Source organism: Caenimonas sedimenti (assembly GCF_007833165.1).
Classification (GTDB): domain Bacteria; phylum Pseudomonadota; class Gammaproteobacteria; order Burkholderiales; family Burkholderiaceae_C; genus Ramlibacter; species Ramlibacter sedimenti.
On sequence record NZ_VOBQ01000008.1, the window covers coordinates 1 to 24,752 of the forward strand.

The following is a 24,752-nucleotide window of genomic DNA, read 5'->3' on the forward strand; positions in this document are numbered from 1 at the left end:
GCGTCGACTACTGGCAGGTTGTTCGCTTCATGACAGTGACCGCCTCGCCGAAAGAGTGACCAGGTCGCGCCGAACCTGGTGTCCAGCGGGTTCCGAACGGGGTGTCCAAGTTGGGCCGAAATACGCACCTGGCCGCAGCCAACCGGTACGAGGCCGTGGTGCGCTCTGCTTCGTCGCAGCTGCGAGAGAGCTACTCGGCCTACCGTACGGCCTACGACCTGGCCAGGCACTACCGCGACGAGATCGTGCCGCTTCGCAAAGTGATGGCAGAGGAGAACGTGCTTCGCTACAACGGCATGTTGATCGGCGTTTTCGAGTTGCTGGCCGACAGCCGGGACCAAGTCACCAGCGTCATGCAGGCCATCAATGCACAGCAGCAGTTCTGGCTGGCCGACGCCGGCCTCGCCGCTTCGATCATCGGCAAGCCAATGGCCATGGGCGCGACGCCGGTCTCCACCAGCACCGCTGGCGGCTCGGAAGGGCCGGGCCATTGATGGCTCGCCGCAGACCATATACGGAACCAAAACAATGACCAGTAGACGCAATTTTTTGTCCGGCGCGGGCGCTATCACGGGCGCCATCGCCGCAGCCTCGATTAGCAAGGTCGCGATGGCGGCGTTACCCGAGCCGGTGCTTCAGACTAAGCCGGACACCATGCCGCCCCTGGTGCCCAACACCGGGCGGCACTACAACCCCATCGTCACGCTCAACGGCTGGACGCTGCCCTGGCGCATGAACAACGGCATCAAGGAATTTCACTTGGTCGCCGAGCCGGTCGTGCGCGAGATGTCGCCAGGGTTCAAGGCGCACCTGTGGGGGTACAACGGCCAGTCCCCAGGCCCCACCATCGAGGTGGTGGAGGGCGACCGGGTGCGGGTGTTCGTCACCAACAAGCTGCCTGAGCACACCAGCATCCACTGGCACGGCCAGCGCCTACCGAACGGCATGGACGGGGTGGCGGGGCTGAACCAGAAGGCGATCGACCCGGGCAAGACCTTCGTCTACGAGTTCGTGGCACGCCGCCCCGGCACCTTCATGTACCACCCGCACGCGGACGAAATGACGCAGATGGCAATGGGGATGATGGGCTTCTGGGTCACGCACCCCAAAGCCAAGCACCCGCTGATCGACGAGGTGGATCGCGATTTCGTCTTTCTGCTCAACGCCTATGACGTCGATCCGGGTGCGTACACGCCCAAGATCATGACGATGCTGGACTTCAATCTCTGGACCTTCAACAGCCGCATCTTCCCGGGCATCGACTCGATGAACGTGCGCAAGAACGACAAGGTGCGCATCCGCATCGGCAACCTGACGATGACCAACCATCCCATTCACCTGCATGGGCATGAGTTCCTCGTCACCGGCACCGACGGCGGCCCAACGCCCAAGAGCACGCGCTGGTACGAAGTGACGACCGATGTGGCCGTGGGCCAGATGCGCCAGATCGAATTCCTGGCCGACGAGGAGGGCGACTGGGCGTTCCACTGCCACAAGAGCCACCACACGATGAATGCGATGGGCCATGACGTGCCGACCATGATCGGCGTGGACCACCGCAAGGTGGTCAAGGACATCGTCAACCTGGTGCCCGACTACATGGTGATGGGCGAGCGCGGCATGGCCGACATGGCGGAGATGACGATGCCACTGCCGGACAACACCGAACCCATGATGGGCGGACAGGGTCCTTTCGGCTCCGTCGAAATGGGCGGCATGTTCACCGTCGTCAAGGTCAGGGGCGATCAAAAGCCTGGCGACTACAAAAACACCGACTGGTTCAAGCATCCCGCGGGCACCGTGGCCTACGAGTTCAAGGGCCAGCTCCCCAATCCGGCGCGTTTCCAGTCCGAAGGAACAGGCTCCATGCCGGTGCAGGGAAAGCCAAAGAAGGACGTGGAGGTCCAGATCCGTAAACCCAGCGGCCATACCGGCCATTAACCCCCGGCGATTCGCCAATCTGTCTCACTGAAAGGACATTCGAGATGAAACTACTGAACGCACTGCTGGCCGCGGCCCTGATGGGCGCATCGCTGGGCGCCGCCGCTCACGAAGGAGAGGACCACAAGAAGAAGGCCGGCCCGGTCAAGAAGGAACAGAAGGACTGGGGCATCGCGGGGGACGCGAAGGCCGTCAAGCGGACCGTCGAACTGGTCATGAGCGACAACATGCGCTTCACCCCGGACAAGCTCGAAGTCAAGCAAGGCGACACGGTGAAGTTCGTCGTCAAGAACACCGGCCAGCAGATGCACGAGATCGTCATCGGCACGAAAAAGGTGCTCGATGAGCACGCCGCGCTGATGCTGAAGTTTCCGAAAATGGAGCACGACGAGCCCTACATGGCGCACGTGGCGCCGGGCAAGACAGGCGAGGTGGTCTGGACCTTCAACCGCCCGGGCGACTTTGATTTTGCGTGCCTGATTGCGGGCCACTACCAAGCCGGCATGGTCGGCAAGATCAAGGTGGTCGCGGCAGGGAAGAGTGATGGACACACGAGCCACAAGCACTGACGAAGTCCTCAGCCGCCGCGCTGCCCTGGTCGGCGCCATCGGCGGCGCGCTTCTGGTCATGCACGGCCCGGCCTCGGCGAAGGCGATCTTCGCCGAAGTCTGGAAGGACCCGAACTGCGGCTGCTGCAAGGACTGGGTGGCCCACCTGGAAGCCGGTGGCTTCAAGGTCAAGGTCAACGACACAGGCAACGAAGTCATGCGCGCCAGGCTGGGCGTGGATCCCAAGTACGGCTCCTGCCACACCGCTCTCATCGGCGGCTATGTCATCGAGGGCCATGTGCCGGTGCGTGAGATCCATCGATTGCTCAAGGAAAGGCCGACCGCCCTGGGTCTGGCTGTGCCTGGCATGCCGGTCGGCTCGCCCGGCATGGATGGCGGGCCTTATGGGAACCGCAAGGATCCCTACAACGTGATGCTGCTGGCCAAGGATGCCAGCGCCAAGATTTATCAACGCTATGAAGGAAGCAAGTCATGAAGTCCCTCCAAAACATCCTGTGGACCGCCGCCCTCGGCGCCGCGGTGTCGACCGTCCCCTTGGCCAGCTTGGCCCAGGCCACCGCCGCCGGATCAACCCCCGCGGCAGCGGCGGCAGCGGGAGAAGCGACCGAGGCAGAGGTGCGCAAGGTCGACAAGGACAGCAAGAAGATCACGCTCAAGCATGGCGCGATCAAGAATCTGGATATGCCGCCCATGACGATGGTGTTCGGGGTCAGTGATGCGTCCATGCTGGACAAGGTCCAGGCCGGCGACAAGATCCGCTTCAGGGCCAACGGCGACGGCGGCAAGTTCACGGTCACCGAGATCCTGCCAGCCAAGTGATTTCGCCCCGGCCATGTCCCATGAGATGTTCAAGCTGGCCAGCGCCTCCCGGGAGACGTTGACCTTGATATTGGTGGGCGGAGGGCTGGGTGCGGCTTGCTTGGTTGGTTTCGTCTTGTTTGCGGTCTGGCGCGAGAAGCGGCGTGGACTGGGCAAGCCCAGGCAGCGCGGTCCGCGCGTACGTAAGTCTCGAAAGCGGTAGCTATAGCTGCGGGGACTGCGTGCACAAGTGAGTGGCGAACGCCCGTCTGCGCGGGTTTGTTCAAAGGGAGCAGGGGCAGCAGTCGGCGCCGGCGGCGCTGGAAGTCGTCGCGGCGTTGTGCCGCCAGCCGCCATGGGCGGCCAACCAGCCTTGGAGAAACATCGTGCCCCACCAGAAACACCTCTCTTGCATTGAAGCCTGCCACGCCTGCGCGGTAGCCTGCAACCATTGCGCCGCCTCCTGTCTGCAAGAGCCGGACGTGAAGATGATGGCGCGCTGCATCGCGCTGGACATGGATTGCGCCGCGATCTGTCAGCTGGCGGCCGCCGCCATGGCTCGTGGCAGTGAGCATGCGAAGGCCATCTGCAGCCTGTGCGCCGACATTTGCCAGTCTTGCGGCGACGAATGTGCAAAACACGGCATGGAGCACTGCCAGCAGTGCGCGAAGGCCTGCCATCAGTGCGGCCAGGAATGCCGCAAGATGGCCGCAATGGCTTGAATTCCCCTCACCGAAAGACCAACATGACCAATCAGAACAAACACGCAGTCACCATCGCCTTGGCGCTCGCGTTCCTGCAACCTCTGGCATATGCCCAAACGCCGGCCAAGCCGGGCGCCGCGCCGATGGCAGGCATGGCGGCTCCCTCTTCCATGCCGGCAGGCAAGATGGACATGAAGTCAATGATGAAGGACATGCACGACAAGATGTCCTCCATGCCGATGACCGGAAAGCCGGACGTCGATTTCGCCATGATGATGCGGATTCATCACGAGGGCGCGATCCATATGGCCGAAGCGGAACTCAAGGACGGCAAGGAGCCGCAGATGAAAAAGATGGCCAAAGACATCATCTCCGCGCAGAAAAAGTGTCGGATACCTGCCCGGCGAGCGTGACGACGCTCCCCTGCTACGACAGAAGGGCAGGTGTCGGACAAGCCTCAAGGGAGGAAACCGCGGGGCACGCCCACGGCTGAGGACGCAAGCTATGGCGATTGCATGGTCGCGAGCGTTGGCGAGGGTAACGCCCGCGGGGTGATCGTCGCCCGTCCGCCCGCATTCGCGCGATGTGCAGGCCAGCGGCGTCCGTACGCACGGTTGCCGTGGCGCTTCAGCGGCACGTTCCGCTTGATCGGCACGAGCATGCCCCGAGTGCTTGCTAAGCACTCACGACGCCGAGCATGGCAGACGGTCACGGCGGTGGTCCTGTTGGCGGTGGTCCGCGGATGTTCTGCACCCGAAGAATGATCTCGACGATCGTCATGGCGCAGCCGCAGTGGCGGCAGACGAACGCCGGCGCGGTGCCTTCAGCCTGCGTCTTCGATAGCTCCTCGGCATGTTGAGTCCGCTCTTGGGACCCTTGCACACCAAGCAGCTGCCGCGCTTGAGCGATGTCCTGCTTGTGATTGGCGTTGGACAGCAAGCCGTAGTGCCGAATCCGGTGGAAGCCGGCGGGCAGCACATGCAGCAGGAAGCGCCGGATGAACTCCGGCGCCTCCAGCGTCATCGCCTTGTGCTTGGTGCGACCCTTGGCCCGGTAGTCCTTCCAGCGGAAGGTCACCTGGCCATCGGCCATGCCGATCAGGCGACTGTTGGAGATCGCCACCCGGTGGGTGTATCGGGAGAGGTAGGCCAGCACGGCCTGCGGCCCGGCGAAGGGCCGCTTCGCGTAGACCACCCATTCGGTCTTGCGCAGTGGTGCCGCCCAGCGGGCGAAGGCTGCGCCATCGGCGAGCGCTGCCAGATCGCCCAGCAGCCGTAGCCGACCTTCGCCGTGGGCCCTCTGCAGCTCTTCGAGGAAGCGCCGCCGGAAGAGGCGAGAGAGCACACGCACCGACAGGAAGAACCCGCGCCGGCAGGAGACCCACCGGCTGCCGTCCCGCGCCAGGCCACCGCCCGGCACGATCCCGTGGACGTGCGGGTGGTGCGTCAGCGCCGAGCCCCAGGTGTGCAGCACCAGCGTCACGCCGATGCGAGCACCCAGATGCTTCGCGTCGCCGGCAATCGTCTGCAGCACTTCGGCTGCGACGTCGAACAGCATGCCGTAGACCAGCGCCTTGTTCTGGTAGGCCACGGTCGCCACCGGGGCCGGCAGCGTGAACACCACGTGGAAGTACTCGACTGGCAGCAGGTCGGCCTGGCGCTCCTGCAGCCAGCGCTGGGCGGCGCTCGCCTGGCACTTGGGGCAATGACGGTTGCGGCAGGAGTTGTACGCCAACTGGGCAGCGCCGCAGCCGTCGCAGCGCAGCGCGTGTCCTCCCAGTGCCGCGGTGCGGCACCGTTCGATGGCGGTCATGACCTTCAGCTGGCCCAGGCTCAGGTGGCCGCACTGGTCGGCGCGCCAGGCCGGCCCGTACCGGCGGAAGATGTCGGCGACCTCCAGGACAGGCCGCTCCACGGGCGGGGCGCTACCCGGGCGGCAGCGTCTCGATGGGGCTGATCACCTCGCGCAGCACTTCGGTGGCCACCTGGGCGTACATCGAGGTGGTCTCCAGCTTCGCGTGCCCGAGCAGCACTTGGATCACACGGATGTCGACCTTCTGCTCCAGCAGGTGGGTGGCGAAGCTGTGGCGCAGCGTGTGCATGGCCACCCGCTTGCCGATGCCGGCGGCCGCAGCCGCCTCGTGCACAACACGATTGAGCTGCCGTGTACTCATGGACTGCACCGGGTCTCGGCCAGGAAAGAGCCAGCCTTCGGCGCGGATGGCGCCTTCGGCATGCGCGGCCTTCCACCAGGCGCGCAGGCGCTGCAACAGCAGCGGGGGCAGGATCGCGTAGCGATCCTTGCGCCCCTTGCCCTGATCCACGCGGAGCGTCATGCGCTGGCTGTCGATGTCGGCGACACGCAACCGCACGATCTCGCCCACCCGCAGCCCGGCGCCGTAGGCCACCGACAGGGCGGTTTGGTACTTGATGTTGGGCGCCGCAGCGATCAGCCGCGAGACTTCCTCCTGGCTCAAGACCACGGGCAGCCTGCGCGGCGTGCGAACCGGACGCACCCTGGCCATCACGTCGCCGCTCTCCAGGGTCACGTCGAAGAAGAACTTCAGGCCCGTGAGCGTGGCGTTCAGCGAGACCGGCGACGTTCCTGCGTCAACCATGTGCAGCTGGAACAGGCGCAGGTCCTCGGGGGTGGCCGTGTCAGGGGGGCGTCGCAGGTACCGGGTGAGGCTGCGCACTGCCCGGATGTAGGCGCTCTGGGTCTTGGGCGCCAGGTTGCGCATGCGCATATCGTCGAGCATGCGCTGGCGCAGCGGCGTGACGGTCGCGGTCGATGGAGTCATGGTCCTGCTCCTGTGGGTGAACGAGGCGGATTGCCTCGCTCGCCAACATCGCAGAATCGCCACCGGTTCGAGCTACCCCGATGTCGCCGGAGGGGCTACCGCGTAGCGGTTTAGTCCTTTGGCCGAACTCTGCCCTCGAGGCCTCACTCAGAGGGAGTTCGGGTCACTCGATGTCTGAGAACGACCCAAAGCAGCCGTCTCGTCTCTCGTCTTGAGCACTGCCGAATCAAGGCAGTGGTCCGGTCGGCGGACTATGAATCCGCCGCTCGATGTTTTCACCCAAAGCAGCCGATCGACACCACTGCGTCGTTCAGGGTGTGAATGGCCGATGCGACCCATCGATAGTGGGAGTTATCCAAACAGCAGGAGCCGGCTCAACCTGAGGAGCCGGACGCTCGCTCCCCGACGTCGCGGCCCGCAAGGTTTGCGGCGCTTTCCACCTGGGGGACCCATCTCAATCTCTCGGTGCCTCACCACGTGAACCGTGAACCTGCTGTCGCAGCTAGCCAAGTGAATCCGAGTGAGGGTCTCAGCGCGCCGCGATGCCCAGCGCGCCGAGCAGGCGCTGGTCGGCCGTCCAGTCGGGGTTGCCGGTGGTCAGCAGCTTGTCGCCGTAGAAGATCGAGTTCGCGCCGGCCAGGAAGCACAGCGCCTGCACCGCCTCGCCCATTTGCTGGCGACCGGCCGACAGACGCACGCGAGCCCTGGGCATGGTAATGCGCGCCACGCCGATGGTGCGGACGAACTCGAACGGCTCGAGCGCCTCGGTGCCGTGCAACGGCGTGCCTTCCACCTGCACCAGCTGGTTGATGGGCACCGATTCCGGGTACGGGTCGAGATTGGCGATCTGCGCCACCAGACCGGCACGCTCGCGGCGCGATTCGCCCATGCCGACGATGCCGCCGCAGCAGACATTGATGCCGGCCTCGCGTACGCGCTGCAGGGTCTGTAGCCGGTCGTCGTAGGTGCGTGTGGAGATGAAGCGCCCGTAGGCCTCCGGCGCGGTGTCGAGGTTGTGGTTGTAGTAGTCGAGCCCGGCCTCCTTCAGCGCACGCGCCTGGGTGTCGGTCAACATTCCCAGCGTGCAGCAGGACTCCAGACCCTCGGCCTTGACCACGCGCACCAGCTCGGCCACCTTGTCGATGTCGCGGTCCTTGGGCGCACGCCAGGCCGCGCCCATGCAGAAGCGCGACGCGCCCTGCTCACGTGCCGCGCGCGCCGCGGCGGCCACCATGGCGGGCTCCAGCAGCTTGGTGGCCTCGACCCCGGTGTCATAGTGCACCGATTGCGGGCAATAGCCGCAATCCTCCTCGCAGCCACCGGTCTTGATCGACAGCAGAGTCGACAGCTGGACTTCGTTGGGATCGAAGTGCTCGCGGTGGACCTGTTGGGCACGGAAGATCAGGTCGTTGAAGGGCAGCTCGAGCAGCTCGACCACGGCGTCGACCGGCCAGCGTTGCACCCCGTCGCTGCTCCTCTGGCGCGGGATCTGGCGGAACAGCTCGATCGGCTTGGAAACGGGGCTTGTGAGGTCAGACATGATGAGGCCGCGTCGGTTGAGTGAAAGGGGGCTGTGGTCAATCAGTGGACTATCAGGCGGCGCCCGGACGGATGTGCGCCGTCGCCTCGTCCTCCACCCGCTGCCAGATTTCGATGGCCATCGGGTTGTTGCTTTCCTCGAGGATGTGGCCGACCAGGCCGATGGCGCGCGCCAGCACCCCGATGCCGCGCACGATCTTCCATGGCAGACCGAGCTCGCAGCAGATGGCACCAATCGCGCCGGTGGCATTGACCGGCAGCATCTTGCCCGACAGCCGCTCGGCCTCGGCGCAGATCAGCTGCTCGAGCTTGACGTAGTCGCCCGAGAAGCCGTTCTCCTTGGCGATCTGGAACAGGCGCGGTGCGCGCGGGTCCACGGGCTTGTGCAGCGGGTGGCCCAAGCCGGGGACGATCTGCCCCCGGGCACGGAAACCGGCGACGACCTCGCGCGCGATCTTCTCCAGGTCCGCGCCTTTCGTGCCGGGCGGCAGCGCCTCGTACAGCATCTTCGCGGTGCCCTCGGTCGAACCCACAAACACTGTGCCCAGGCCGCACAACCCGGCCGCAACTGCGGCCTGCAGCGATTCGGGTGCGCCAGCGTAGGTCAGCCGCGCAGCCAGTGCGCTGGGCGTGATGCCATGTTCAACCAGCGTGACCGCCACCGCATTGAACAGCTTCGATTCCGGCGCCGTCGGCATCCGCCCCACGATCTGCAGGAAGGCCATGTCACCCAGGTTGATGTGGCCCAGCAGTTCGTCGGGCAGGCTCTTGCCGTGGACCTCGATCCTGTCGGGCGTGCTCCAGGCGATGTCCGATCGGATGGGTTTGGTCTTGCGGGCCATTAAGGTTTCCTTTGTTGCGTTGGTGATTCAGGCAGTGCCGCCGGCCCTGCGTAGGATGGCCAGGGCGCGCTCGTGCAGCGGCCTGTCAACCATCTGGCCGTCAACGGCCACGGCAGCTCCGGCGGCGGCGGCAAACGCTGCGCAAACGCGGCGCGCCCACGCGACGCGTTCGGCGTCGGGCATGAAGGCGGCCTGCACCGCTGCCACCTGTCTGGGGTGGATGCAAAGCTTGGCGCCGAAGCCCAGGCGCCGCGCGCGCTCGGCGTCGGCGCGCAACCGCACCGCATCGTCGATGGCGGTGCTGACGCCGTCGGCCGGCGCGTCCAGCCCGCCCAGTCGCGAGGCCAGCACCACCTGCGAACGGAAGTGCAGCAGTTCATCCTCTGTGCCATCAGGGTCGCAGTCAACGCCCAGGTCCAGCGCCAGGTCGACGCTGCCAAAGGCCAGCCGGACGACGCCCGGCACACGCGCAATGTTGCGCGCCTCCTCGATGCCACGCGCCGATTCGATGATCGCCAGCACGTCCTTGAAGCAGGCCTCGAAGGCGCTGCAGACGGCGTCAATGCCATCGGCCTTGGGCAGCATCACGCCCGCCACGCCGGGGTGCCGGCACAACTCGAGGTCGTCCTCGAACCACGGCGTGCCAGCGGCATTGATGCGCACCACCACCGGCGCGGCCTCGTCCAGCGCATTGGCCAGAGCGTCGCGCGCGCCGGCCTTCGCTGCGGGTGCCACCGCATCCTCGAGATCGACGATCACCGCGTCGGCGCCCGAGGCGCGCGCCTTGGCGTAACGCTCGGGCCGGTCGGCGGGAACAAACAGATAGGCGCGTGGCGACGCGCCGGCGGCGACGGCGTTGCTCATGCCGGCAGCCAGCGGCCCATGCGGGGAGCGTCAGCCACGCCCCAGGTGCGGGCGATCAGCCCGTCCATTTCGGCCGGCGTCGCCGCACCGCCGTAGGCAGCGAGACGGCGCGCCTTGTCCTCGAGCTCGGGGCGACTGAGGGTATTGCCCGGGTCACCCTTGGGCTCGTCGACACGTGCTTGCATCGTGCGACCGTCCTGCGTGCGGACACTGACTTTGCCGATCCAGCGCTGCGGATAGGCCGTGTCGACCTCTGTGTCGAGCTGCATCGTGACCTTGTCACGCAACACGGCGATGCGGGGCGCCAGGAAGTGGCGATCGAACTCGTCCAGGCCCGCATAGCCATGTTCGGCCACCAGGGCGAGCACCGTCCCCATCGAGAACTTGGCCTGGTGGACGGTGCCGGGCACAACGACGCGGCCCAGCACGTCGATGGCGCCTTGGTGGACCTGCGCGGTGATGGCGGCGATGTCATCGGGCTTCAGCCGGTGCTCGCGCATCAGCAGCAGCAGCGCATCGGCGCTGGGGTGGGTGTGGCGACACGAGGCGTGGTACTTGAACGAAGTCTCGGCCGTCGCCCAGCGGCTGCCCAGCCCGGCAGTCAGGCGCGCAGGGTCAGCGTCGCTCGACATGCCGGCCGCGAGGCCTTGCGCGCCTTCGAGGATCTGGCGCGCACCGGTGAAACCGGCCTGTGCCAGGTAGGCCGAAGCCAGCCCGGCCGATGCTGCATGGGCGCAGTGCAATTGCTTGGAATCGGCGGCATCGCGCAGGAACTCCCACAGCCCGGCCGCCTGCGTGCCAGCGCTGCCGAAGGCGTGCAGCATCTGCGCCGCGTCCAGCCGCAGCAGCCGCCCGGTGGCGGCGGCGGCGGCCAGCGTGCCCGCCGTGGCGGTGGTGTGGAAGATGCGGTAGTGCGAACGGCCGAGGAATTCGCCGACACGGATGCCGACCTCGTAGCCCGCCACCGCTGCGGCCAGGAACTCGCGCCCGCTGGCACCGATGGCCTGCGCCACCGCCAGTGCGGGCGGAAAGACCACCGCCGCAGGGTGGAACACCGAGCCGTTGTGCACGTCGTCCTGCTCGACCACATGCGAGGCCGCCGCGTTGACCATGGCGGCGAAATGCGGTGAGGTCATGCGCCGCGTCATAAGCACTTCGGCGCTGCCATCGGCCGGCCCCATGCTGGACGCATAGGCCTCGATGGCCTGTACCGCGCGGGCGCTCTTGCCGGCCAGCGCGGAGCCGACCCAGTCCAGGAAAAGGTCTTCGGTGCGCCGCAGCACCGGCGCCGGAATGCTTTCGAAGCGCAGGCCGGCGGCGAAGGCGGCCAGCCTGGCGCCTGGAGTGTCTTGCGAGCTCATGAACAGCCCTTCATGGTCAAACTGCGCGCTCGGCACGCAAACGCGCGATGTCAGCCGCGCTGTAGCCCAGTTCGGCCAGGATGGCATCGGTGTGCTGGCCAAGGGCCGGCACCGGCCCCATAGGCGGCGGCTCGTCGCCCGACAGGTGGTGCGGCGGGTACAGCGCCGGCACCGGCCCGCCCGGCGTGCCGATCTCCGCCCAGCGCTGGCGCGCCCGCAGTTGCGGATGCTTCCACAGATCGGCCATCTCGTTGAGCTGGGCGTTGGCGATCTGCGCGTCTTCCAGGCGCTCGATCAACTGTGCCGCCGTCAGCTTCGAAAACACGGCGTCGATGATGCCGAACAGCTTGTCTTTCTGCGCCAAGCGGTTGGCGTTGCCCAGGTACTGCTTGGCCAGCGCCGGCTGCAGCAGGACCTTGTTGCAGAAGGCCGTCCACTCGCGGTCGTGCTGCACGCCCAGTACCACCGACTTGCCGTCGCCACAGGTGAAGGGGCCATAGGGGTAGATGGCGGCGTGCGAGGCACCGGCACGCACCGGCGGCGGCTGGCCCTCGAAGGTGTAGAAGAGCGGGTAGCCCATCCATTCCGACATCGCCTCGAGCATTGAGATCTCCAGCCGCTGGCCACGGCCGGTACGCCCACGCTCCAGCAACGCGGCCAGCACGCTGCTGTAGGCGTACATGCCGGCGGCGATGTCGGCGATGGACAGCCCGGCCTTGGACGGATGCTCGGGCGTGCCGGTCACCGAGACGAAGCCCGATTCGCTCTGGATCAGCAGATCGTAGGCCTTCTTCTCGGTGTACGGGCCGCCGTCGCCGTACCCCGAGATGTCGCAGACCACGACGCGCGGGTGGATGGGCGCGAGGCTGGCATGGTCCAGGCCCATGCGTGCGGTCGCACCGGGCGCGAGGTTCTGCACCAGCACGTCCGCGCGCTCCACCAGCTTCTGCAGAACTGCCCGCGCGCCGGGGTTCTTCAGGTCCAGCGTCAGGCTTTCCTTGCTGCGATTACACCAGACGAAGTGCGAGGCCGAGCCGCGTGCACGCGTGTCGTAGGCGCGGGCGAAGTCGCCCTCGCCAGGGCGCTCGACCTTGATGACGCGTGCACCGAGGTCGGCCAGTTGCCTGGTGCAGAACGGCGCAGCGATGGCGTGTTCCAGTGTGACGACCAGCATGCCTTGCAACGGAAGCATCGGAACCCTTTTCAGAAGGAACGCGGAAGGCCGAGCACATGCTCGGCCACGTAGGACAGGATCAGGTTGGTCGAGATCGGCGCCACCTGGTACAACCGCGTCTCGCGGAATTTGCGCTCGATGTCGTATTCGCAGGCAAAGCCGAATCCGCCATGGGTCTGGATCGCCGCGTTGGCAGCTTCCCAGGAGGCCTTGGCCGCCAGGTACTTGGCCATGTTGGCCTCGGCGCCGCAGGGTTCGTGGGCGTCGAACAGGTCACAGGCGCGCCAGCGCATCAGGTCGGCGGCCTCCAGCTCGATGTGGCTCTCGGCGATCGGAAACTGCACGGCCTGGTTTTGCCCGATCGGGCGGTCGAAAACGCGGCGATCACAGGCGTAGGCCGCGCTGCGCTTGACGAACCAGCGCCCGTCGCCGATGCATTCGGCGGCGATCAGCGTGCGCTCGGCGTTCAGGCCATCGAGGATGTACTTGAAGCCCTTGCCTTCCTCCCCGATCAGGTTCTCGGCCGGGATCTCGAGGTTTTCGAAGAACAACTCGTTGGTCTCGTGGTTGACCATGTTGCGGATTGGGCGCACGGTCATCCCCTTGGCCGTAGCCTGGTGCAGGTCGACGATGAAGATCGACATGCCATCGGACTTGCGCTTGACCTCCGCCAGCGGCGTGGTACGCGCCAGCAAGATCATGAGGTCGCTGTGCTGGACGCGCGAGATCCAAACTTTCTGGCCGTTGACGACGTAGCGGTCGCCGCTGGCGCTGCGCAGCGCGGTGGTCTTGAGCTTCGTGGTGTCGGTGCCGGCGCTCGGCTCGGTCACGCCCATGGACTGCAGGCGCAGCGCACCGGTGGCGATCTTGGGCAGGTAGCGGCGCTTCTGCTCGTCCGAACCATGGCGCAGCAGGGTGCCCATGTTGTACATCTGGCCGTGGCAGGCGCCGGCGTTACCGCCGTTGCGGTTGACCTCTTCCATCACCACCGAGGCTTCGGCCAGGCCCAGCCCGGCGCCGCCGTATTCCTCGGGGATCATCACCGCCAGCCAGCCAGCCTGTGTCAGGGCATCGACGAAGGCCTCGGGGTAGCCTCGCGCGTCATCGATGCGGCGGAAGTACTCGTCGGGGAACCGGCTGCACAACTCGCGCAGGGCCGCTCGCAGTTCAGGGTGACGTTCGTGGGCATCGGACATGGGCATGGGCAGACCTACAGCGCCGAAACGAGTTCGGGCACGGCCTGGAACAGGTCAGCCACCAGTCCGTAGTCGGCGACCTGAAAGATCGGCGCCTCGGCGTCCTTGTTGATGGCCACGATGACTTTGCTGTCCTTCATGCCCGCCAGGTGCTGGATGGCGCCGGAGATACCGACCGCAACATACAACTGCGGCGCCACGATCTTGCCGGTCTGCCCGACCTGGTAGTCGTTCGGTGCATAGCCGGCGTCGACCGCGGCGCGCGACGCGCCGAGCGCCGCGCCCAGTTTGTCGGCCAGCGGCTCGAGCACGCCATGGAACTTGTCGGCCGCACCCAGTCCGCGGCCGCCCGAGACGATGATGGATGCGGCCGTCAGCTCGGGGCGTTCGAGCTTGACCACCTCGCGCCCGACCAGCTGCGTCAGGCCCAGTTCGGCAGCCGCGGCGACGCTTTCCACCGCGGCCGAGCCACCGCTGGCCGCCACCGGGTCGAAGGCCGTGGTACGAATGCTCAGCACCTTGACCTTGTCCCTGGACTGCACACGGGCCACGGCGTTGCCGGCGTAGAACGGGCGCTGGAAGGTGTCGGGCGACTCGATAGCCGTCACGTCGGACAGCTGCGAGCTGTCAAGCAGCGCGGCCACGCGCGGCAACACGTTCTTGCCGAAGGCCGTGGCCGGCGCCAGCACGTGCGTGCACGAGGCATCGGCGCCCACCTGCTGGACCACCAGCGCGGCGAGGTTTTCGGCCAGTTGAGCGCCGTAGTGGGCAGCGTCGGCCACCAGAACCTTGGCGACGCCGGCCACCGCCGCGGCGGCTTGGCTGGCGGCGGCGCAGCCGCTTCCGGCCACCAGCACATGCACCGGCCCTCCGATCTTCATGGCGGCGGCGATGGTGTTGAGTGTGGCGGGTTTGATCGCCGCGCCGTCGTGTTCCGCAATGATCAGGGTTGTCATCAGATCACCTTCGCTTCTTCTTTGAGTCGCTTGACGAGTTCGGCCACATCGGCGACCTTGATACCGGCCTTGCGCGCCGCCGGTTCGTCCACGCGCAGAGTGACGGTGCGCGGCGCCAGGTCCAGGCCCAGGTCGGCAGCCTTGATCACCTCGAGCGGCTTCTTCTTGGCCTTCATGATGTTGGGCAACGTGATGAAGCGCGGCTCGTTCAGGCGCAGGTCGGTCGTGATGACCACCGGCAGCTTCATCTGCAGCGTCTCCAGGCCACCGTCGATCTCGCGGCCGATGGTCGCCGTGCCGCCCTCGATCTTCACCTGCGAGGCAAAAGTGGCCTGGGCCCAGCCCATCAGCGCGCCGAACATCTGACCGGTCTGCCCGGCATCGTCGTCGATCGCCTGCTTGCCGAAGATGGCAACCTGAACGCCTTCCTTGGCGGCCACGTGCTGCATCAGCTTGGCCACGGCCAGCGGTTCAAGCGCGTCGTTGGTCTCGACCAAGACAGCGCGGTCGGCGCCGATGGCCATGGCGCTGCGCAGCGTCTCCTGGCAGCCGGCCGGACCGCAGGAGACGGCGATGATCTCGGTGGCCACGCCGGCCTCCTTCAGCCGCACCGCCTCTTCGCAGGCGATTTCGTCGAAGGGGTTCATCGACAGCTTCTGGTTCGCGAGATCGACTCCCGAACCGTCCGACTTCACGCGGGCCTTGACGTTGTAGTCGAGCACCCGTTTCACGGCGACAAGTACTTTCACTTTTTCTCCATCGGTTTTACATTCCAGTCTGCAGAAGCTGGAGCGAGCTGCGGCTTCCGCCGTTCCCCCGTCCAATGCCCTCGGTCACGACCGAGCCCAAGCGCTGGGCGAGGCGCGGGAAAAGGAAGTGAAACATGTGCTGCGCCAGCAGTTCCACGCCCACGCGACGGTCCGGTCGATACCACTGGCCAGTCCAGTTGAGCGCGCCCAGCACGGTGTGGCGCACCAGGCCGGTATCGGCGTCCACCAAGCCCAGGGCGGCAGCCTCGTCGATCGGCGCCATCCAGAGTTCCTCATAGGCGTCGCGCGAGGTCAGCACGCGTGCCCGTGCCGGCTCGGACAGGCTGCGCCATTCGTAGAGCATCACGGTCATCGCGTCCAGCTTCGGCCCCAACAGGGCGGTCAGATGGCAACGCACCATCGCCAGCATGCGTTCCGGCAGGCGTGACTCGCCTGCGAGGCCGTTCTGAACCCCGCTCAGGATGTCTCGCACGCCTTCTTCCATCACAGTGACCAGCAACTCTTCCTTGGAGGTGAAGTGATAGAAGATCGAGCCCGAGGTCATGCTCAGGGCCTCGGCGATCTGCCGCACCGAGGTCCGCTCGTAGCCGTGCTGGCGAAAGAGCTTCGCCGCGGTCTTCAGGATCAGGCTCCTGCGGCTTGTGTCGCCTGCGTCGTTCATGTTTCATATTTTATCAGCTAACGAACGTTAGGTCGATGCAGTGCCGGCACTGGACGCCGGCACTGGCCCGAGTCCAACCGCGGCGCGCGTGCAGCTCGATCAGCGACACTCCAGCATGCCGCGCGGCAAGTGACGACGGCGCGGCTTTCCTGTACCATTGCATCTTCTAACGGTTGTTAGGTCAGCGATTGTCTGGTCATTCGAGGGGCGGGGCTCTCTGTCCGCCCCCGCGGACTCCGGCCTGCGTTTCGATCCTTCCATCCGCATCGAACGAACCATCGCGACCCATGCCCGTCCTGCAGTCCCAGATCGATTCCGGCTCGGAACCTTTTGTCCGCCACCGGGCGCAGATGCTCGCCCTTGTCGAATCGTTCCGCGGCTTCGAGGGCCGAGTGCGCGATACGTCCAACGCGATGGAGTCCAGGTTCCGCGCCCGCAAGCAGTTGCTGCCGCGCGAGCGCGTCGCGCGCTTGCTCGACCGCGGCTCGCCCTGGCTGGAGTTGTCCACCCTGGCCGGCCTTCGCATGCACGACGACGACGGCGAAAAGAACGTGCTGGGCGGCGGCATCGTCACCGGCATCGGCATCGTCTCGGGCGTGCGTTGCATGATCTTCGCGTCCGACAGCGCCATCAAGGGCGGAACGATCACGCCGATGGGCATGAAGAAGAGCCTTCGCGCCGAAGCCATCGCGCTGGAAAACAAGCTGCCGGTGGTGCGGCTGGTCGAGTCCGGCGGAGCCAACCTGATGCATGTGGGCGAGGTCTTCATCGAAGGCGGTCGCGGCTTCGCCAACCAGGCGCGACTGTCGGCCGCCGGCATTCCGCAGGTGACGGTGATGCATGGCCACTCCACCGCCGGCGGCGCCTACCTGCCGGGCATGTCGGACTACGTGATCATGGTGCGCGGCCGGGCCAAGGCCTTCCTCGCCGGCCCGCCGCTGCTGAAGGCAGCCACCGGCGAGATCGCGACGGATGAGGAACTGGGCGGCGCCGAGATGCATACCAGCGTATCGGGAGTCGCCGAGTACCTGGCCGAGGACGACGCCGACGGCATCCGCATTGCGCGTGACGTACTGGCCCGCCTGCCCTGGAACAACAACCCGCCGACCGCGCCGCTGCGCGCCTGGAAGCCGCCGCGCTACGCGGCCGATGACATAGCCGGCCTCGTGCCGCCCGACTACCGCCAGCCCTACGACGTGCGCGAACTGCTGGCGCGGCTCATCGACGACTCGGACTTCCTCGACTTCAAGCCCGATTTCGGCGCCGCCACCGTCTGCGGCCACGGCGCCATCGAAGGCCAGCCCTGCGGCTTCATCGGCAACAACGGCCCGATCGATCCGCAGGGGTCGAACAAGGCCACGCAATTCATGCAGCTGTGCAATCAGTCGGGCACGCCGCTGGTGTACCTGCAGAACACCACCGGCTTCATGGTGGGCAAGGACGTCGAACAGGTCGGCATGATCAAGCACGGCTCGAAGATGATCCAGGCCGTCACCAATTGCACGGTACCGCGCATCACGCTGATGATCGGCGCCTCGTTCGGCGCCGGCAACTACGGTATGTGCGGGCGGGCCTACGACCCGCAGTTCGTCTTCGCCTGGCCCAATGCCCGGGTGGCGGTCATGGGCGGCGAGCAGGCGGCTACGGTGATGCGCATCGTCACCGAAGAGAAGATGGCGCGCGCCGGCAAGGCCCCCGAACCGGCCCAGCTGGACGCGATGCGCGCCGAGATCCTGAAACGCTTCGACATGGAGTCGCACGCGCTGTTCGCCACCGCCCGACTGTGGGACGACGGCATCATCGACCCGCGCGACACGCGCCAGGTGCTGGCGATGACGCTGGCCACCTGCCGTGAAGGCCGGGCGCGCACGTTGCGGCCCAGCAGCTTCGGCGTGGCGCGGATGTGAGCAGGCGATGAGCAGCACCACTTTCAGCAAGGTCCTGGTCGCCAACCGCGGCGAGATCGCCTGCCGTGTCATCCGTACCGCGCGCGCCGAGGGCTACCGCACGGTGGCCGTGTACAGCGAGGCCGATGCCGGCGCGCTGCATGTGCGGCAGGCCGACCAGGCGCTGTGCATCGGCCCGCCGCCGGTGCGCGAAAGCTACCTCAGCATCGACGCCGTGTTGCGCGCTGCCGTCGCCAGCGGCGCCGACGCGATCCACCCCGGCTACGGGTTCCTGTCCGAGAACGCCGCGTTTGCGCGCGCGGTGCAGGCCGCCGGGCTGGTGTTCATCGGCCCCGACCCGCACGCCATCGAGCAGATGGGCAACAAGGCCGCTGCCAAGCGCCTGATGCTGAATGCCGGCGTGCCCTGCGTGCCCGGCTACCAGGGCGCCGACCAGTCCGACAAGACGCTGATTGCACAGGCGCGCGAGATCGGCGTACCCATCATGGTCAAGGCCGCGGCCGGCGGCGGCGGGCGCGGCATGCGCCTGGTGGCCGACCTCGCCGACCTGCCCGCGGCGCTCGCCACGGCGCGGTCCGAGGCAGCCAACGCCTTCGGCTCGGACGAGCTGATCCTGGAACGCGCGGTCGTCGAACCGCGGCACGTCGAAGTGCAGGTCTTCGCCGACCGACTCGGCAACGTCATCCACCTCGGCGAGCGCGACTGTTCGATCCAGCGACGGCACCAGAAGGTATTCGAGGAAGCGCCCTCGCCTGCTGTCGATGCCGCGTTGCGTGAGCGCATGGGCGCGGCGGCGGTGGCTGCCGCCAGGGCGGTGCAGTACGTCGGCGCCGGCACGGTCGAGTTCCTGCTCGACCGCGAAGGCCGCTTCTACTTTCTGGAAATGAACACGCGGCTGCAGGTCGAGCACCCGGTCACCGAATGCATCACCGGCCAGGACCTGGTGGCCTGGCAGCTGGCCGTGGCGCGCGGAGAACCGCTGCCGCTGACGCAGGACCAGGTTCGGCTGCAGGGCCATGCCATCGAGGTGCGCCTGTACGCCGAAGACCCGCAGGCCGACTTTCTGCCGCAAAGTGGCGACGTCGCGCTGTGGCGGCCACCTGCAGGCCCGGGCATCCGCGTCGACCACGGCCTGGCCAGCGGCCAGGCCATCAGCCCCTACTACGACCCGATGCTTGCCAAGATCGTCGCCCATGGCGCCACGCGCGACGAGGCGCGCCGCCGCCTGCTCGGTGCGCTGCGCGCCACCCGTGTGCTGGGGCTGCCGACCAACCTGGGCTTCCTGATGGCGGCAGCCGGGCATGAAGTGTTCGCCGCCGGCGCTGCCACCACGGCCTTCATCGGCCACCACTTCGGGCCCAAGCAGTTGCAGGCGCGGGCGCCCGGCACCCGTGTGCTGGCTGCCGCCGCCGCGCTGTGCTTCGACACCACCTCCTATCGCGGCGCGCAGGCCGGCTGGCGCTCCAACGGGCCGGCGCGCTGGCCGATGGATCTGGCGGAGAGCGAGTGCCGGCATGCCGTGTACGTGACGGTGCGCGGGCCGGGGCACCTGCACGTCGAGCTCGACGGCGGCGTTGCGCACGACATCGAACTCGGGGCTGCCGACAGCGCCGACCGGCCGCTGTCGATCGACGGTCTGCACACTCGCGTCACAGCGATGGCTGCCGGCGGCAGTCTGCATCTGGCGCTGGATGGCTGCGTCGCCACCTTCGACGACGTGACCTACGCGCCGCCGCGCGGCAGCGAGCAGGCGGCCGAGTCGACGATCAGCGCGCCGATGAACGGGCGCGTGCTGGCAGTGCTGGTGCAGGCGGGCGATGCCGTCACCAAGGGCCAGCGCCTGGCGGTTCTGGAAGCCATGAAGATGGAGCACCAGCTCGTCGCCCGGCGCGACGGCGTGGTCGAGCGCGTGGCCGTGCGCGTCGGCGACCAGGTGGCCACGCGCGCCGTCATCGCCACCCTGGTCGAAGCCGCCGCGCCGGTCTGAACGACCACCGAGGGCCACCATGAGTACCACCGCCAACAGCAGCCCCTTCTATGATTCCGAGCACGCGGCCTTCCGCGATGCCATGCGCCGCTTTGTGGCACGCGAGATCACACCCCACGTGGAGGCCTGGGAGGCGCAGGCCAGCTTCCCGGTGGAGCTGTACCGCAAGGCCGCCGAGATCGGCCTGCTCGGCCTGGGCTTCCCCGAAGCCTGGGGCGGCAACGACGGCGACCTGTTCATGACCATCATCGCCGCCCAGGAGCTGGCCCGCTGCGGCGCCGGCGGCGTGCTGGCCAGCCTGTTGTCGCACACCATCGGCTGCCCGCCGATCGTCAATGTCGGCTCCGACGAAATCAAGCGCCGGGTGCTGCCGGCGGTGCTGCGCGGCGAGAAGATCAGCGCGCTGGCGATCACCGAGCCCTCGGGGGGCTCGGACGTGGCCAACCTCAAGACCACGGCGCGGCGGGACGGCGATCACTTCGTGCTCAACGGCTCCAAGACCTTCATCACCTCGGGGATACGCGCCGACTTCTACACCGTGGCCGTGCGTACCGGCGGGCAGGGCGCCGGCGGGGTGTCGCTGCTGCTGGTGGAAAAGGGCACGCCCGGCTTCACCCAGACCCGACTGGAGAAGATGGGCTGGCTGTGTTCGGACACCGCCACCCTGCACTTCGAAGACTGCCGCGTCCCCGTGGCTAACCTGGTTGGCGCCGAAAACCAGGGTTTCAAGGCCATCATGCTCAACTTCAACCGGGAGCGCATTTTCCTGGCCGCCGGGGCCAACGGGTTTGCCCGCGTCTGCCTGGACGAGGCCCTGGCCTGGGCGCAGCAGCGCGAGATGTTCGGCGGCCGGCTCATTGACCAGCAGGTCACGCGCCACAAGCTGGCCGATATGGCGATGCGGATCGAGGCCACGCAGGCCCTGCTGGAGCTGCTGGCCTGGCGCGTCGAGCAGGGCGAAGCGCCCGTCGGCGAGATCTGCCTGCTGAAGAATCAGGCCACCCAGACTATGGCCCACTGTGCCAGCGAGGCGGTGCAGATGCACGGCGGCGCCGGCTTCATCCGCGGCGTCAAGGTCGAGCGCATCTACCGCGAGGTCAAGGTCAACACCATCGGCGGCGGCGCCGAAGAGGTGATGCGCGACTTGGCAGCGCGGCAGTTGGGGTTCCAATGATGGACCAGCCTGTCACCGAGGACGTCGCAACGGCCCGCCTTGGCGCCGCGATGCGCGAGGCGCTGCGCACCGCGCCCGCGGTGTCGCGCGGCGATCCATTCCCTCGCGCCTGGTGGCAGCACCTGGGCGCGCGGGCCATGCTTGGCGTGGGATTCGATCCCGATGGAAACGAGTCCCGTGCGGACTGGCCGGCCGTGGCCGCGCTGGCGGGCACCATCGCGCGCGAAACGGCACACGTGGGGTTGGCCCTGGGCTGGCTGATGAACGAGATGCTCGGCCGCTTCGTCATCGGCCCACATGTCGGCAATGATGGCCACCGCGCCCTGCTGCGCGGCATGGCCGGAGGCCACAAACTCGTTGCACTGGCCATCTCCGAGCCCCAGGCTGGGGCCCACCCCAAGCTGCTGCGGTGCGCGGCGCGCCGGCACGACGGCCACTGGTTGCTCGATGGCGAGAAATCCTTCGTCAGCAACGGCCCGGCGGCCGATGCCTTCGTCGTGCTGGCGGTCACGGGCGTGATCGAGGGGCGCAATCGCTTCGACGCCTTCGTCGTCGATGCCGACAGTCCGGGGCTCGTGCGGCGACCGACTGGCCATGAGGCGGTGCTGCCGCCGCTGGGCCACTGCGCCTTGGCGCTGGACGGCTGTGTTGTCCCCGATGCGCGGCGTCTGGGCACCGAGAGCAACGCCTTCGACCTGATTGCCAAACCGCTTCGGACCCTTGAAGACACCCTGCTCGGCGGCGCCATGGCGGGCGCGATGCAGGCCGAACTCGATGCGCTCGCCCGCTGGCAGCGAGGCGCCAGGCCAACGCCGGACACCCTCAGGCGCTTGGGCGCGCTCCGGCTGGAGCTGATGGCGATCGACACCCTGGTCGCGCAGTCGGCGCGACAACTCGCTCGCGAGGGACCCGGAGAACAGCTGGCCGATCTCAACGCCGGCCTGCGTCTCATCCTCCAGCGCTGGCAGGCGGGATGCGAAGCCTTTGCCGCCCAGCTCAACGATCACGAAACCCGACTTCCCGACATCGCCGGCGATCTGCGCATCGTGCTCGGCATTGCGCGCGGAGTCGGCGAAGCACGCCATCTGAAGGCCGGCACCGGCCTGGTCAGTACCAAGGAAAACCATGAAATCCCTGCATGACTCGCATTTCGACACCGTCGACGTGGTGTCGTCCCGCCTCGCGGACGTCGACTACATCTGCACCCGGGAGCTCGCCACCGCGGTCTACCTGGCTTTCAACCTGGAGAAGCCGATCCTGGTCGAAGGCCCGGCCGGCGTCGGCAAGACCGAACTGGCCAAGAGCATGGCCACCATCCTGGACGTGCCGCTGATCCGCCTGCAGTGTTACGAGGGCCTGGACGAATCGAAGGCCCTGTACGAATGGAAGTACGGCAAGCAACTGCTCTACACGCAGCTGCTGAAGGACAAGCTGGCCGAGATGATGCAGGGCGCGGTCGGCCTGGCGGCGTCGATCGAGCGCCTGCACAGCCACGACGACCTGTTCTTCTCCGAGCACTTTCTCGAGCCGCGGCCGCTGTACCAGGCGCTGCACCAGGAGCGCGGCTGCGTTCTGCTGATCGACGAGATCGACAAGTCCGACCCCGAGTTCGAGGCCTTCCTGCTGGAAGTGCTGTCGGACTTCCAGGTCTCGGTGCCCGAGATCGGCACCATCGTGGCCAAGGTCAAGCCGCTGGTGTTCCTGACCAGCAACAACACGCGCGAGATGAGCGACGCGCTCAAGCGCCGCTGCCTGCACCTGCACATCCCCTTCCCCGAGGCCAGGGTCGAGCGCACCATCCTCGAGCGCCGCGTACCCGGGCTGTCGCAGACCCTGAACCGCGAGTTGGTGGCCTTCGTGCAGGCGGTGCGCGCCATCGACCTGAAGAAGCAGCCCTCGGTCAGCGAAACCATCGACTGGGCGAAGACGCTGCTGCTGCTCAACGCCGAGCACCTGAGCCTGGATCTGGTGCGCGACACACTCAACGTGTTCCTCAAGTTCGAGCAGGACATTGCTTCGGCCACCGAGCAGCTCCCGGCGCTGCTGGCGCAGGCGCGCAAGGACGCGGAGCTGCCGCTTTCGAGCCATCATGCAAGCCACGCTTGAAGACTTCTTCAAGGCGCTGCGCGGCAGCGACATCGAAGTCAGCCTGAACGCGCAGATCGATGCTGCGCGCGCCACCGCGCTGGTGGGCTGGCGCGAACGCGAGCTGCTGAAGAGCGCCCTCGGCGCGACGCTGGTGAAGACCGTGCCCGACCGGGCCATCTTCGACCGGACCTTCGATCGCTTCTTCCACTTCGATACTTTCGGCACGCGCCCGGCGGGCCAGCCCGGCGCGGCGCCCGCTGCCGTGCCGCCGCCCGACGAGCAGCTGCAATCCAACGCCGAAGGCAGCAGCCAGGGCAGCGGCGGCCCCGGCGGCTGCCAGGGCAGCGCCGGGCAGGCCCTGTCGCAGCTGCTGCTGGCCGGCGACTCGGCCACGCTGTCGCGCCGCATGCAGCAGGCGGCGCGCGACGTCGGCCTGACCGACATCTGGTTCTTCACGCAGAAGGGCTACTACACGCAGAAGATCCAGCAGGCCATGGGGCTGGACCTGCTCGACCGCGAGATCACCGAGGCGCGCCGGCAGACCCAGACGCCGCAGCGCGTGGCCGAGCTCGAACGCGCACGCAAGCACTTGTTCAACGAAGTGCGCAACTTCGTCGAACGCAAGCTGTCAATGTACGGCACGGCGCCCACTCGCGAGTTGCACGACGACTTCCTGCAGACGCAGAAGCTGTCCAACATCGACCGCCGCGACTTCGCCCGCATGCACGAGATCGTGCGCAAGATCGCGCGCCGTCTGGCCGAACGCCATGCGCGCCGCAAGCGGCGCGAACAGCGCGGCCAGCTCGACTTCCGCCGCACCATACGCGCCAATGCGGCCTACGGCGGCGTGATGTTCGAGACCTTCTGGCGCAGCACCAAGATCGAGCGCCCACGCGTGGTGGCCATCTGTGACGTGAGCGGCTCGGTACGCCAGTACGCCCGTTTCCTGCTGCTGTTCCTGTACAGCCTGGACGAGCTGGTCTCCGACGTACAGTCCTTCGCCTTCACCAACCACCTGATCGACGTCAGCGCCACCTTCGCCGCGCTGCCGGTCGAGCAGGCGGTCGACAAGGTGATGCAGGCGGTGGGCGGCTCTGGCACCGACTACGGCCAAGTGCTGGAGGACATCGACGAACAGCTGATGCACCGCATCGACCGCCGCACCACGGTGCTGATCCTGGGCGACGCGCGCAACAACCGCGGCGAGGCGCATGCCGAAATCATGAAGACCTTGTACGGGCGCGCGCGGCGCGTGATCTGGCTGAACCCCGAGCCGGTGTCGTTCTGGGGCCTGGGCGATTCGGAGATGAAACGCTACGCGCCCTACTGCCACATCGCGCGCGAATGCAATTCGCTGCGCCACCTCGAGCGCACGCTGGATGAGTTGCTGCGCACGAACAGCGCCAGCGCCTGAAGAAGAC

Annotated in this window: 23 protein-coding genes and 1 pseudogene; 13 read left to right on the forward strand and 11 right to left on the reverse strand. The window is 67.1% G+C overall.

What is annotated here, in order from left to right; genetic code table 11:
- Positions 1 to 128: 128 nt before the first annotated feature.
- From FN976_RS09615 to FN976_RS09645, 7 genes and pseudogenes are all read left to right on the forward strand, one after another.
- Positions 129 to 494: pseudogene (locus FN976_RS09615) on the forward strand (TolC family protein); the annotation flags it as partial.
- Positions 495 to 528: 34 nt separating this feature from the next.
- Positions 529 to 1,941 carry a multicopper oxidase family protein gene (locus FN976_RS09620; RefSeq protein WP_145892807.1) on the forward strand — a complete coding sequence of 471 codons (1,413 nt, stop codon included), beginning with the start codon at positions 529 to 531 and terminating at the stop codon, positions 1,939 to 1,941.
- 44 nt (positions 1,942 to 1,985) lie between these two features.
- Positions 1,986 to 2,510 (forward strand): cupredoxin domain-containing protein, encoded by a 525-nt coding sequence (locus tag FN976_RS09625; RefSeq protein ID WP_145892808.1) that lies wholly within the window; start codon positions 1,986 to 1,988, stop codon positions 2,508 to 2,510.
- Positions 2,485 to 2,985 carry a DUF411 domain-containing protein gene (locus tag FN976_RS09630; protein WP_186510804.1) on the forward strand — a complete coding sequence of 167 codons (501 nt, stop codon included), beginning with the start codon at positions 2,485 to 2,487 and terminating at the stop codon, positions 2,983 to 2,985. Before FN976_RS09625 ends, FN976_RS09630 begins: the two co-directional genes overlap by 26 nt.
- Entirely contained in the window at positions 2,982 to 3,329 is a 348-nt protein-coding gene (locus tag FN976_RS09635) for a copper-binding protein (RefSeq protein WP_145892809.1), read from the forward strand. The genes FN976_RS09630 and FN976_RS09635 overlap by 4 nt, the downstream gene beginning before the upstream one ends.
- A 233-nt stretch (positions 3,330 to 3,562) precedes the next feature.
- Complete coding sequence (locus tag FN976_RS09640; protein ID WP_432417860.1) at positions 3,563 to 4,030, forward strand: four-helix bundle copper-binding protein; 468 nt, start codon at positions 3,563 to 3,565, stop codon at positions 4,028 to 4,030.
- 23 nt (positions 4,031 to 4,053) lie between these two features.
- On the forward strand, positions 4,054 to 4,425 hold the full coding sequence (locus FN976_RS09645; RefSeq protein ID WP_255440273.1) for a DUF305 domain-containing protein: 372 nt from the start codon (positions 4,054 to 4,056) through the stop codon (positions 4,423 to 4,425).
- Positions 4,426 to 4,720: 295 nt separating this feature from the next.
- Here the strand turns inward: FN976_RS09645 and FN976_RS09650 are convergent, their stop codons facing one another.
- From FN976_RS09650 to FN976_RS09700, 11 genes are all read right to left on the reverse strand, one after another.
- A complete protein-coding gene (locus FN976_RS09650; RefSeq protein ID WP_145892810.1) occupies positions 4,721 to 5,926 on the reverse strand; it encodes an IS91 family transposase in 1,206 nt (401 codons plus the stop codon).
- A 10-nt stretch (positions 5,927 to 5,936) separates the two neighbouring features.
- Positions 5,937 to 6,812 (reverse strand): tyrosine-type recombinase/integrase, encoded by an 876-nt coding sequence (locus FN976_RS09655; protein WP_145892811.1) that lies wholly within the window; start codon positions 6,810 to 6,812, stop codon positions 5,937 to 5,939.
- Positions 6,813 to 7,341: 529 nt separating this feature from the next.
- Complete coding sequence (bioB, locus tag FN976_RS09660) at positions 7,342 to 8,352, reverse strand: biotin synthase BioB (protein WP_145892812.1); 1,011 nt, start codon at positions 8,350 to 8,352, stop codon at positions 7,342 to 7,344.
- 52 nt (positions 8,353 to 8,404) lie between these two features.
- Positions 8,405 to 9,193, reverse strand: coding sequence for a citryl-CoA lyase (locus tag FN976_RS09665; protein ID WP_145892813.1), 789 nt, complete (start codon positions 9,191 to 9,193; stop codon positions 8,405 to 8,407).
- Positions 9,194 to 9,220: 27 nt separating this feature from the next.
- On the reverse strand, positions 9,221 to 10,057 hold the full coding sequence (locus FN976_RS09670; protein WP_145892814.1) for an HpcH/HpaI aldolase/citrate lyase family protein: 837 nt from the start codon (positions 10,055 to 10,057) through the stop codon (positions 9,221 to 9,223).
- Positions 10,054 to 11,418, reverse strand: a complete 1,365-nt coding sequence (locus tag FN976_RS09675; protein WP_145892815.1) for an MmgE/PrpD family protein — start codon at positions 11,416 to 11,418, stop codon at positions 10,054 to 10,056. The genes FN976_RS09670 and FN976_RS09675 overlap by 4 nt, the downstream gene beginning before the upstream one ends.
- 16 nt (positions 11,419 to 11,434) lie before the next feature.
- Complete coding sequence (locus FN976_RS09680; protein WP_145892816.1) at positions 11,435 to 12,610, reverse strand: CaiB/BaiF CoA transferase family protein; 1,176 nt, start codon at positions 12,608 to 12,610, stop codon at positions 11,435 to 11,437.
- Positions 12,611 to 12,621: 11 nt separating this feature from the next.
- Positions 12,622 to 13,788, reverse strand: coding sequence for an acyl-CoA dehydrogenase family protein (locus FN976_RS09685; protein ID WP_145893152.1), 1,167 nt, complete (start codon positions 13,786 to 13,788; stop codon positions 12,622 to 12,624).
- A gap of 14 nt (positions 13,789 to 13,802) precedes the next feature.
- Positions 13,803 to 14,744: an electron transfer flavoprotein subunit alpha/FixB family protein gene (locus FN976_RS09690; protein ID WP_145892817.1), complete on the reverse strand. Its 942-nt coding sequence runs from the start codon at positions 14,742 to 14,744 to the stop codon at positions 13,803 to 13,805.
- Positions 14,744 to 15,493 (reverse strand): electron transfer flavoprotein subunit beta/FixA family protein, encoded by a 750-nt coding sequence (locus FN976_RS09695; RefSeq protein ID WP_145892818.1) that lies wholly within the window; start codon positions 15,491 to 15,493, stop codon positions 14,744 to 14,746. Before FN976_RS09695 ends, FN976_RS09690 begins: the two co-directional genes overlap by 1 nt.
- A 16-nt stretch (positions 15,494 to 15,509) precedes the next feature.
- Entirely contained in the window at positions 15,510 to 16,175 is a 666-nt protein-coding gene (locus tag FN976_RS09700; RefSeq protein WP_145892819.1) for a TetR/AcrR family transcriptional regulator, read from the reverse strand.
- Between the two features lie 287 nt (positions 16,176 to 16,462).
- On the opposite strand from FN976_RS09700, the gene FN976_RS09705 reads away from it, so the two are divergent.
- From FN976_RS09705 to FN976_RS09730, 6 genes are read left to right on the forward strand one after another with little or no spacing between them, the layout of a single operon-like run.
- On the forward strand, positions 16,463 to 18,082 hold the full coding sequence (locus tag FN976_RS09705; RefSeq protein ID WP_145892820.1) for an acyl-CoA carboxylase subunit beta: 1,620 nt from the start codon (positions 16,463 to 16,465) through the stop codon (positions 18,080 to 18,082).
- A gap of 7 nt (positions 18,083 to 18,089) precedes the next feature.
- Positions 18,090 to 20,069, forward strand: a complete 1,980-nt coding sequence (locus tag FN976_RS09710) for an acetyl-CoA carboxylase biotin carboxylase subunit (protein ID WP_145892821.1) — start codon at positions 18,090 to 18,092, stop codon at positions 20,067 to 20,069.
- Between the two features lie 19 nt (positions 20,070 to 20,088).
- Positions 20,089 to 21,243: an acyl-CoA dehydrogenase family protein gene (locus FN976_RS09715; RefSeq protein WP_145892822.1), complete on the forward strand. Its 1,155-nt coding sequence runs from the start codon at positions 20,089 to 20,091 to the stop codon at positions 21,241 to 21,243.
- Positions 21,240 to 22,385 (forward strand): acyl-CoA dehydrogenase family protein, encoded by a 1,146-nt coding sequence (locus FN976_RS09720; RefSeq protein ID WP_145892823.1) that lies wholly within the window; start codon positions 21,240 to 21,242, stop codon positions 22,383 to 22,385. Before FN976_RS09715 ends, FN976_RS09720 begins: the two co-directional genes overlap by 4 nt.
- On the forward strand, positions 22,369 to 23,349 hold the full coding sequence (locus FN976_RS09725; protein WP_145892824.1) for an AAA family ATPase: 981 nt from the start codon (positions 22,369 to 22,371) through the stop codon (positions 23,347 to 23,349). Before FN976_RS09720 ends, FN976_RS09725 begins: the two co-directional genes overlap by 17 nt.
- Positions 23,333 to 24,745, forward strand: coding sequence for a vWA domain-containing protein (locus FN976_RS09730; RefSeq protein WP_145892825.1), 1,413 nt, complete (start codon positions 23,333 to 23,335; stop codon positions 24,743 to 24,745). The genes FN976_RS09725 and FN976_RS09730 overlap by 17 nt, the downstream gene beginning before the upstream one ends.
- Positions 24,746 to 24,752 lie beyond the last annotated feature (7 nt).

Coding starts and splice junctions, on each gene's coding strand:
- FN976_RS09710 (WP_145892821.1), top strand. CDS start 18,090: ATGAGCAGCACCACTTTCAGCAAGGTCCTGGTCGCCAACCGCGGCGAG.
- FN976_RS09645 (WP_255440273.1), top strand. CDS start 4,054: ATGACCAATCAGAACAAACACGCAGTCACCATCGCCTTGGCGCTCGCG.
- FN976_RS09670 (WP_145892814.1), bottom strand. CDS start 10,057: ATGAGCAACGCCGTCGCCGCCGGCGCGTCGCCACGCGCCTATCTGTTT.
- FN976_RS09620 (WP_145892807.1), top strand. CDS start 529: ATGACCAGTAGACGCAATTTTTTGTCCGGCGCGGGCGCTATCACGGGC.
- FN976_RS09625 (WP_145892808.1), top strand. CDS start 1,986: ATGAAACTACTGAACGCACTGCTGGCCGCGGCCCTGATGGGCGCATCG.
- FN976_RS09705 (WP_145892820.1), top strand. CDS start 16,463: ATGCCCGTCCTGCAGTCCCAGATCGATTCCGGCTCGGAACCTTTTGTC.
- FN976_RS09730 (WP_145892825.1), top strand. CDS start 23,333: ATGCAAGCCACGCTTGAAGACTTCTTCAAGGCGCTGCGCGGCAGCGAC.
- FN976_RS09700 (WP_145892819.1), bottom strand. CDS start 16,175: ATGAACGACGCAGGCGACACAAGCCGCAGGAGCCTGATCCTGAAGACC.
- FN976_RS09665 (WP_145892813.1), bottom strand. CDS start 9,193: ATGGCCCGCAAGACCAAACCCATCCGATCGGACATCGCCTGGAGCACG.
- FN976_RS09715 (WP_145892822.1), top strand. CDS start 20,089: ATGAGTACCACCGCCAACAGCAGCCCCTTCTATGATTCCGAGCACGCG.
- FN976_RS09690 (WP_145892817.1), bottom strand. CDS start 14,744: ATGACAACCCTGATCATTGCGGAACACGACGGCGCGGCGATCAAACCC.
- FN976_RS09630 (WP_186510804.1), top strand. CDS start 2,485: ATGGACACACGAGCCACAAGCACTGACGAAGTCCTCAGCCGCCGCGCT.
- FN976_RS09655 (WP_145892811.1), bottom strand. CDS start 6,812: ATGACTCCATCGACCGCGACCGTCACGCCGCTGCGCCAGCGCATGCTC.
- FN976_RS09685 (WP_145893152.1), bottom strand. CDS start 13,788: ATGTCCGATGCCCACGAACGTCACCCTGAACTGCGAGCGGCCCTGCGC.
- bioB (WP_145892812.1), bottom strand. CDS start 8,352: ATGTCTGACCTCACAAGCCCCGTTTCCAAGCCGATCGAGCTGTTCCGC.
- FN976_RS09725 (WP_145892824.1), top strand. CDS start 22,369: ATGAAATCCCTGCATGACTCGCATTTCGACACCGTCGACGTGGTGTCG.
- FN976_RS09680 (WP_145892816.1), bottom strand. CDS start 12,610: ATGCTTCCGTTGCAAGGCATGCTGGTCGTCACACTGGAACACGCCATC.
- FN976_RS09635 (WP_145892809.1), top strand. CDS start 2,982: ATGAAGTCCCTCCAAAACATCCTGTGGACCGCCGCCCTCGGCGCCGCG.
- FN976_RS09675 (WP_145892815.1), bottom strand. CDS start 11,418: ATGAGCTCGCAAGACACTCCAGGCGCCAGGCTGGCCGCCTTCGCCGCC.
- FN976_RS09720 (WP_145892823.1), top strand. CDS start 21,240: ATGATGGACCAGCCTGTCACCGAGGACGTCGCAACGGCCCGCCTTGGC.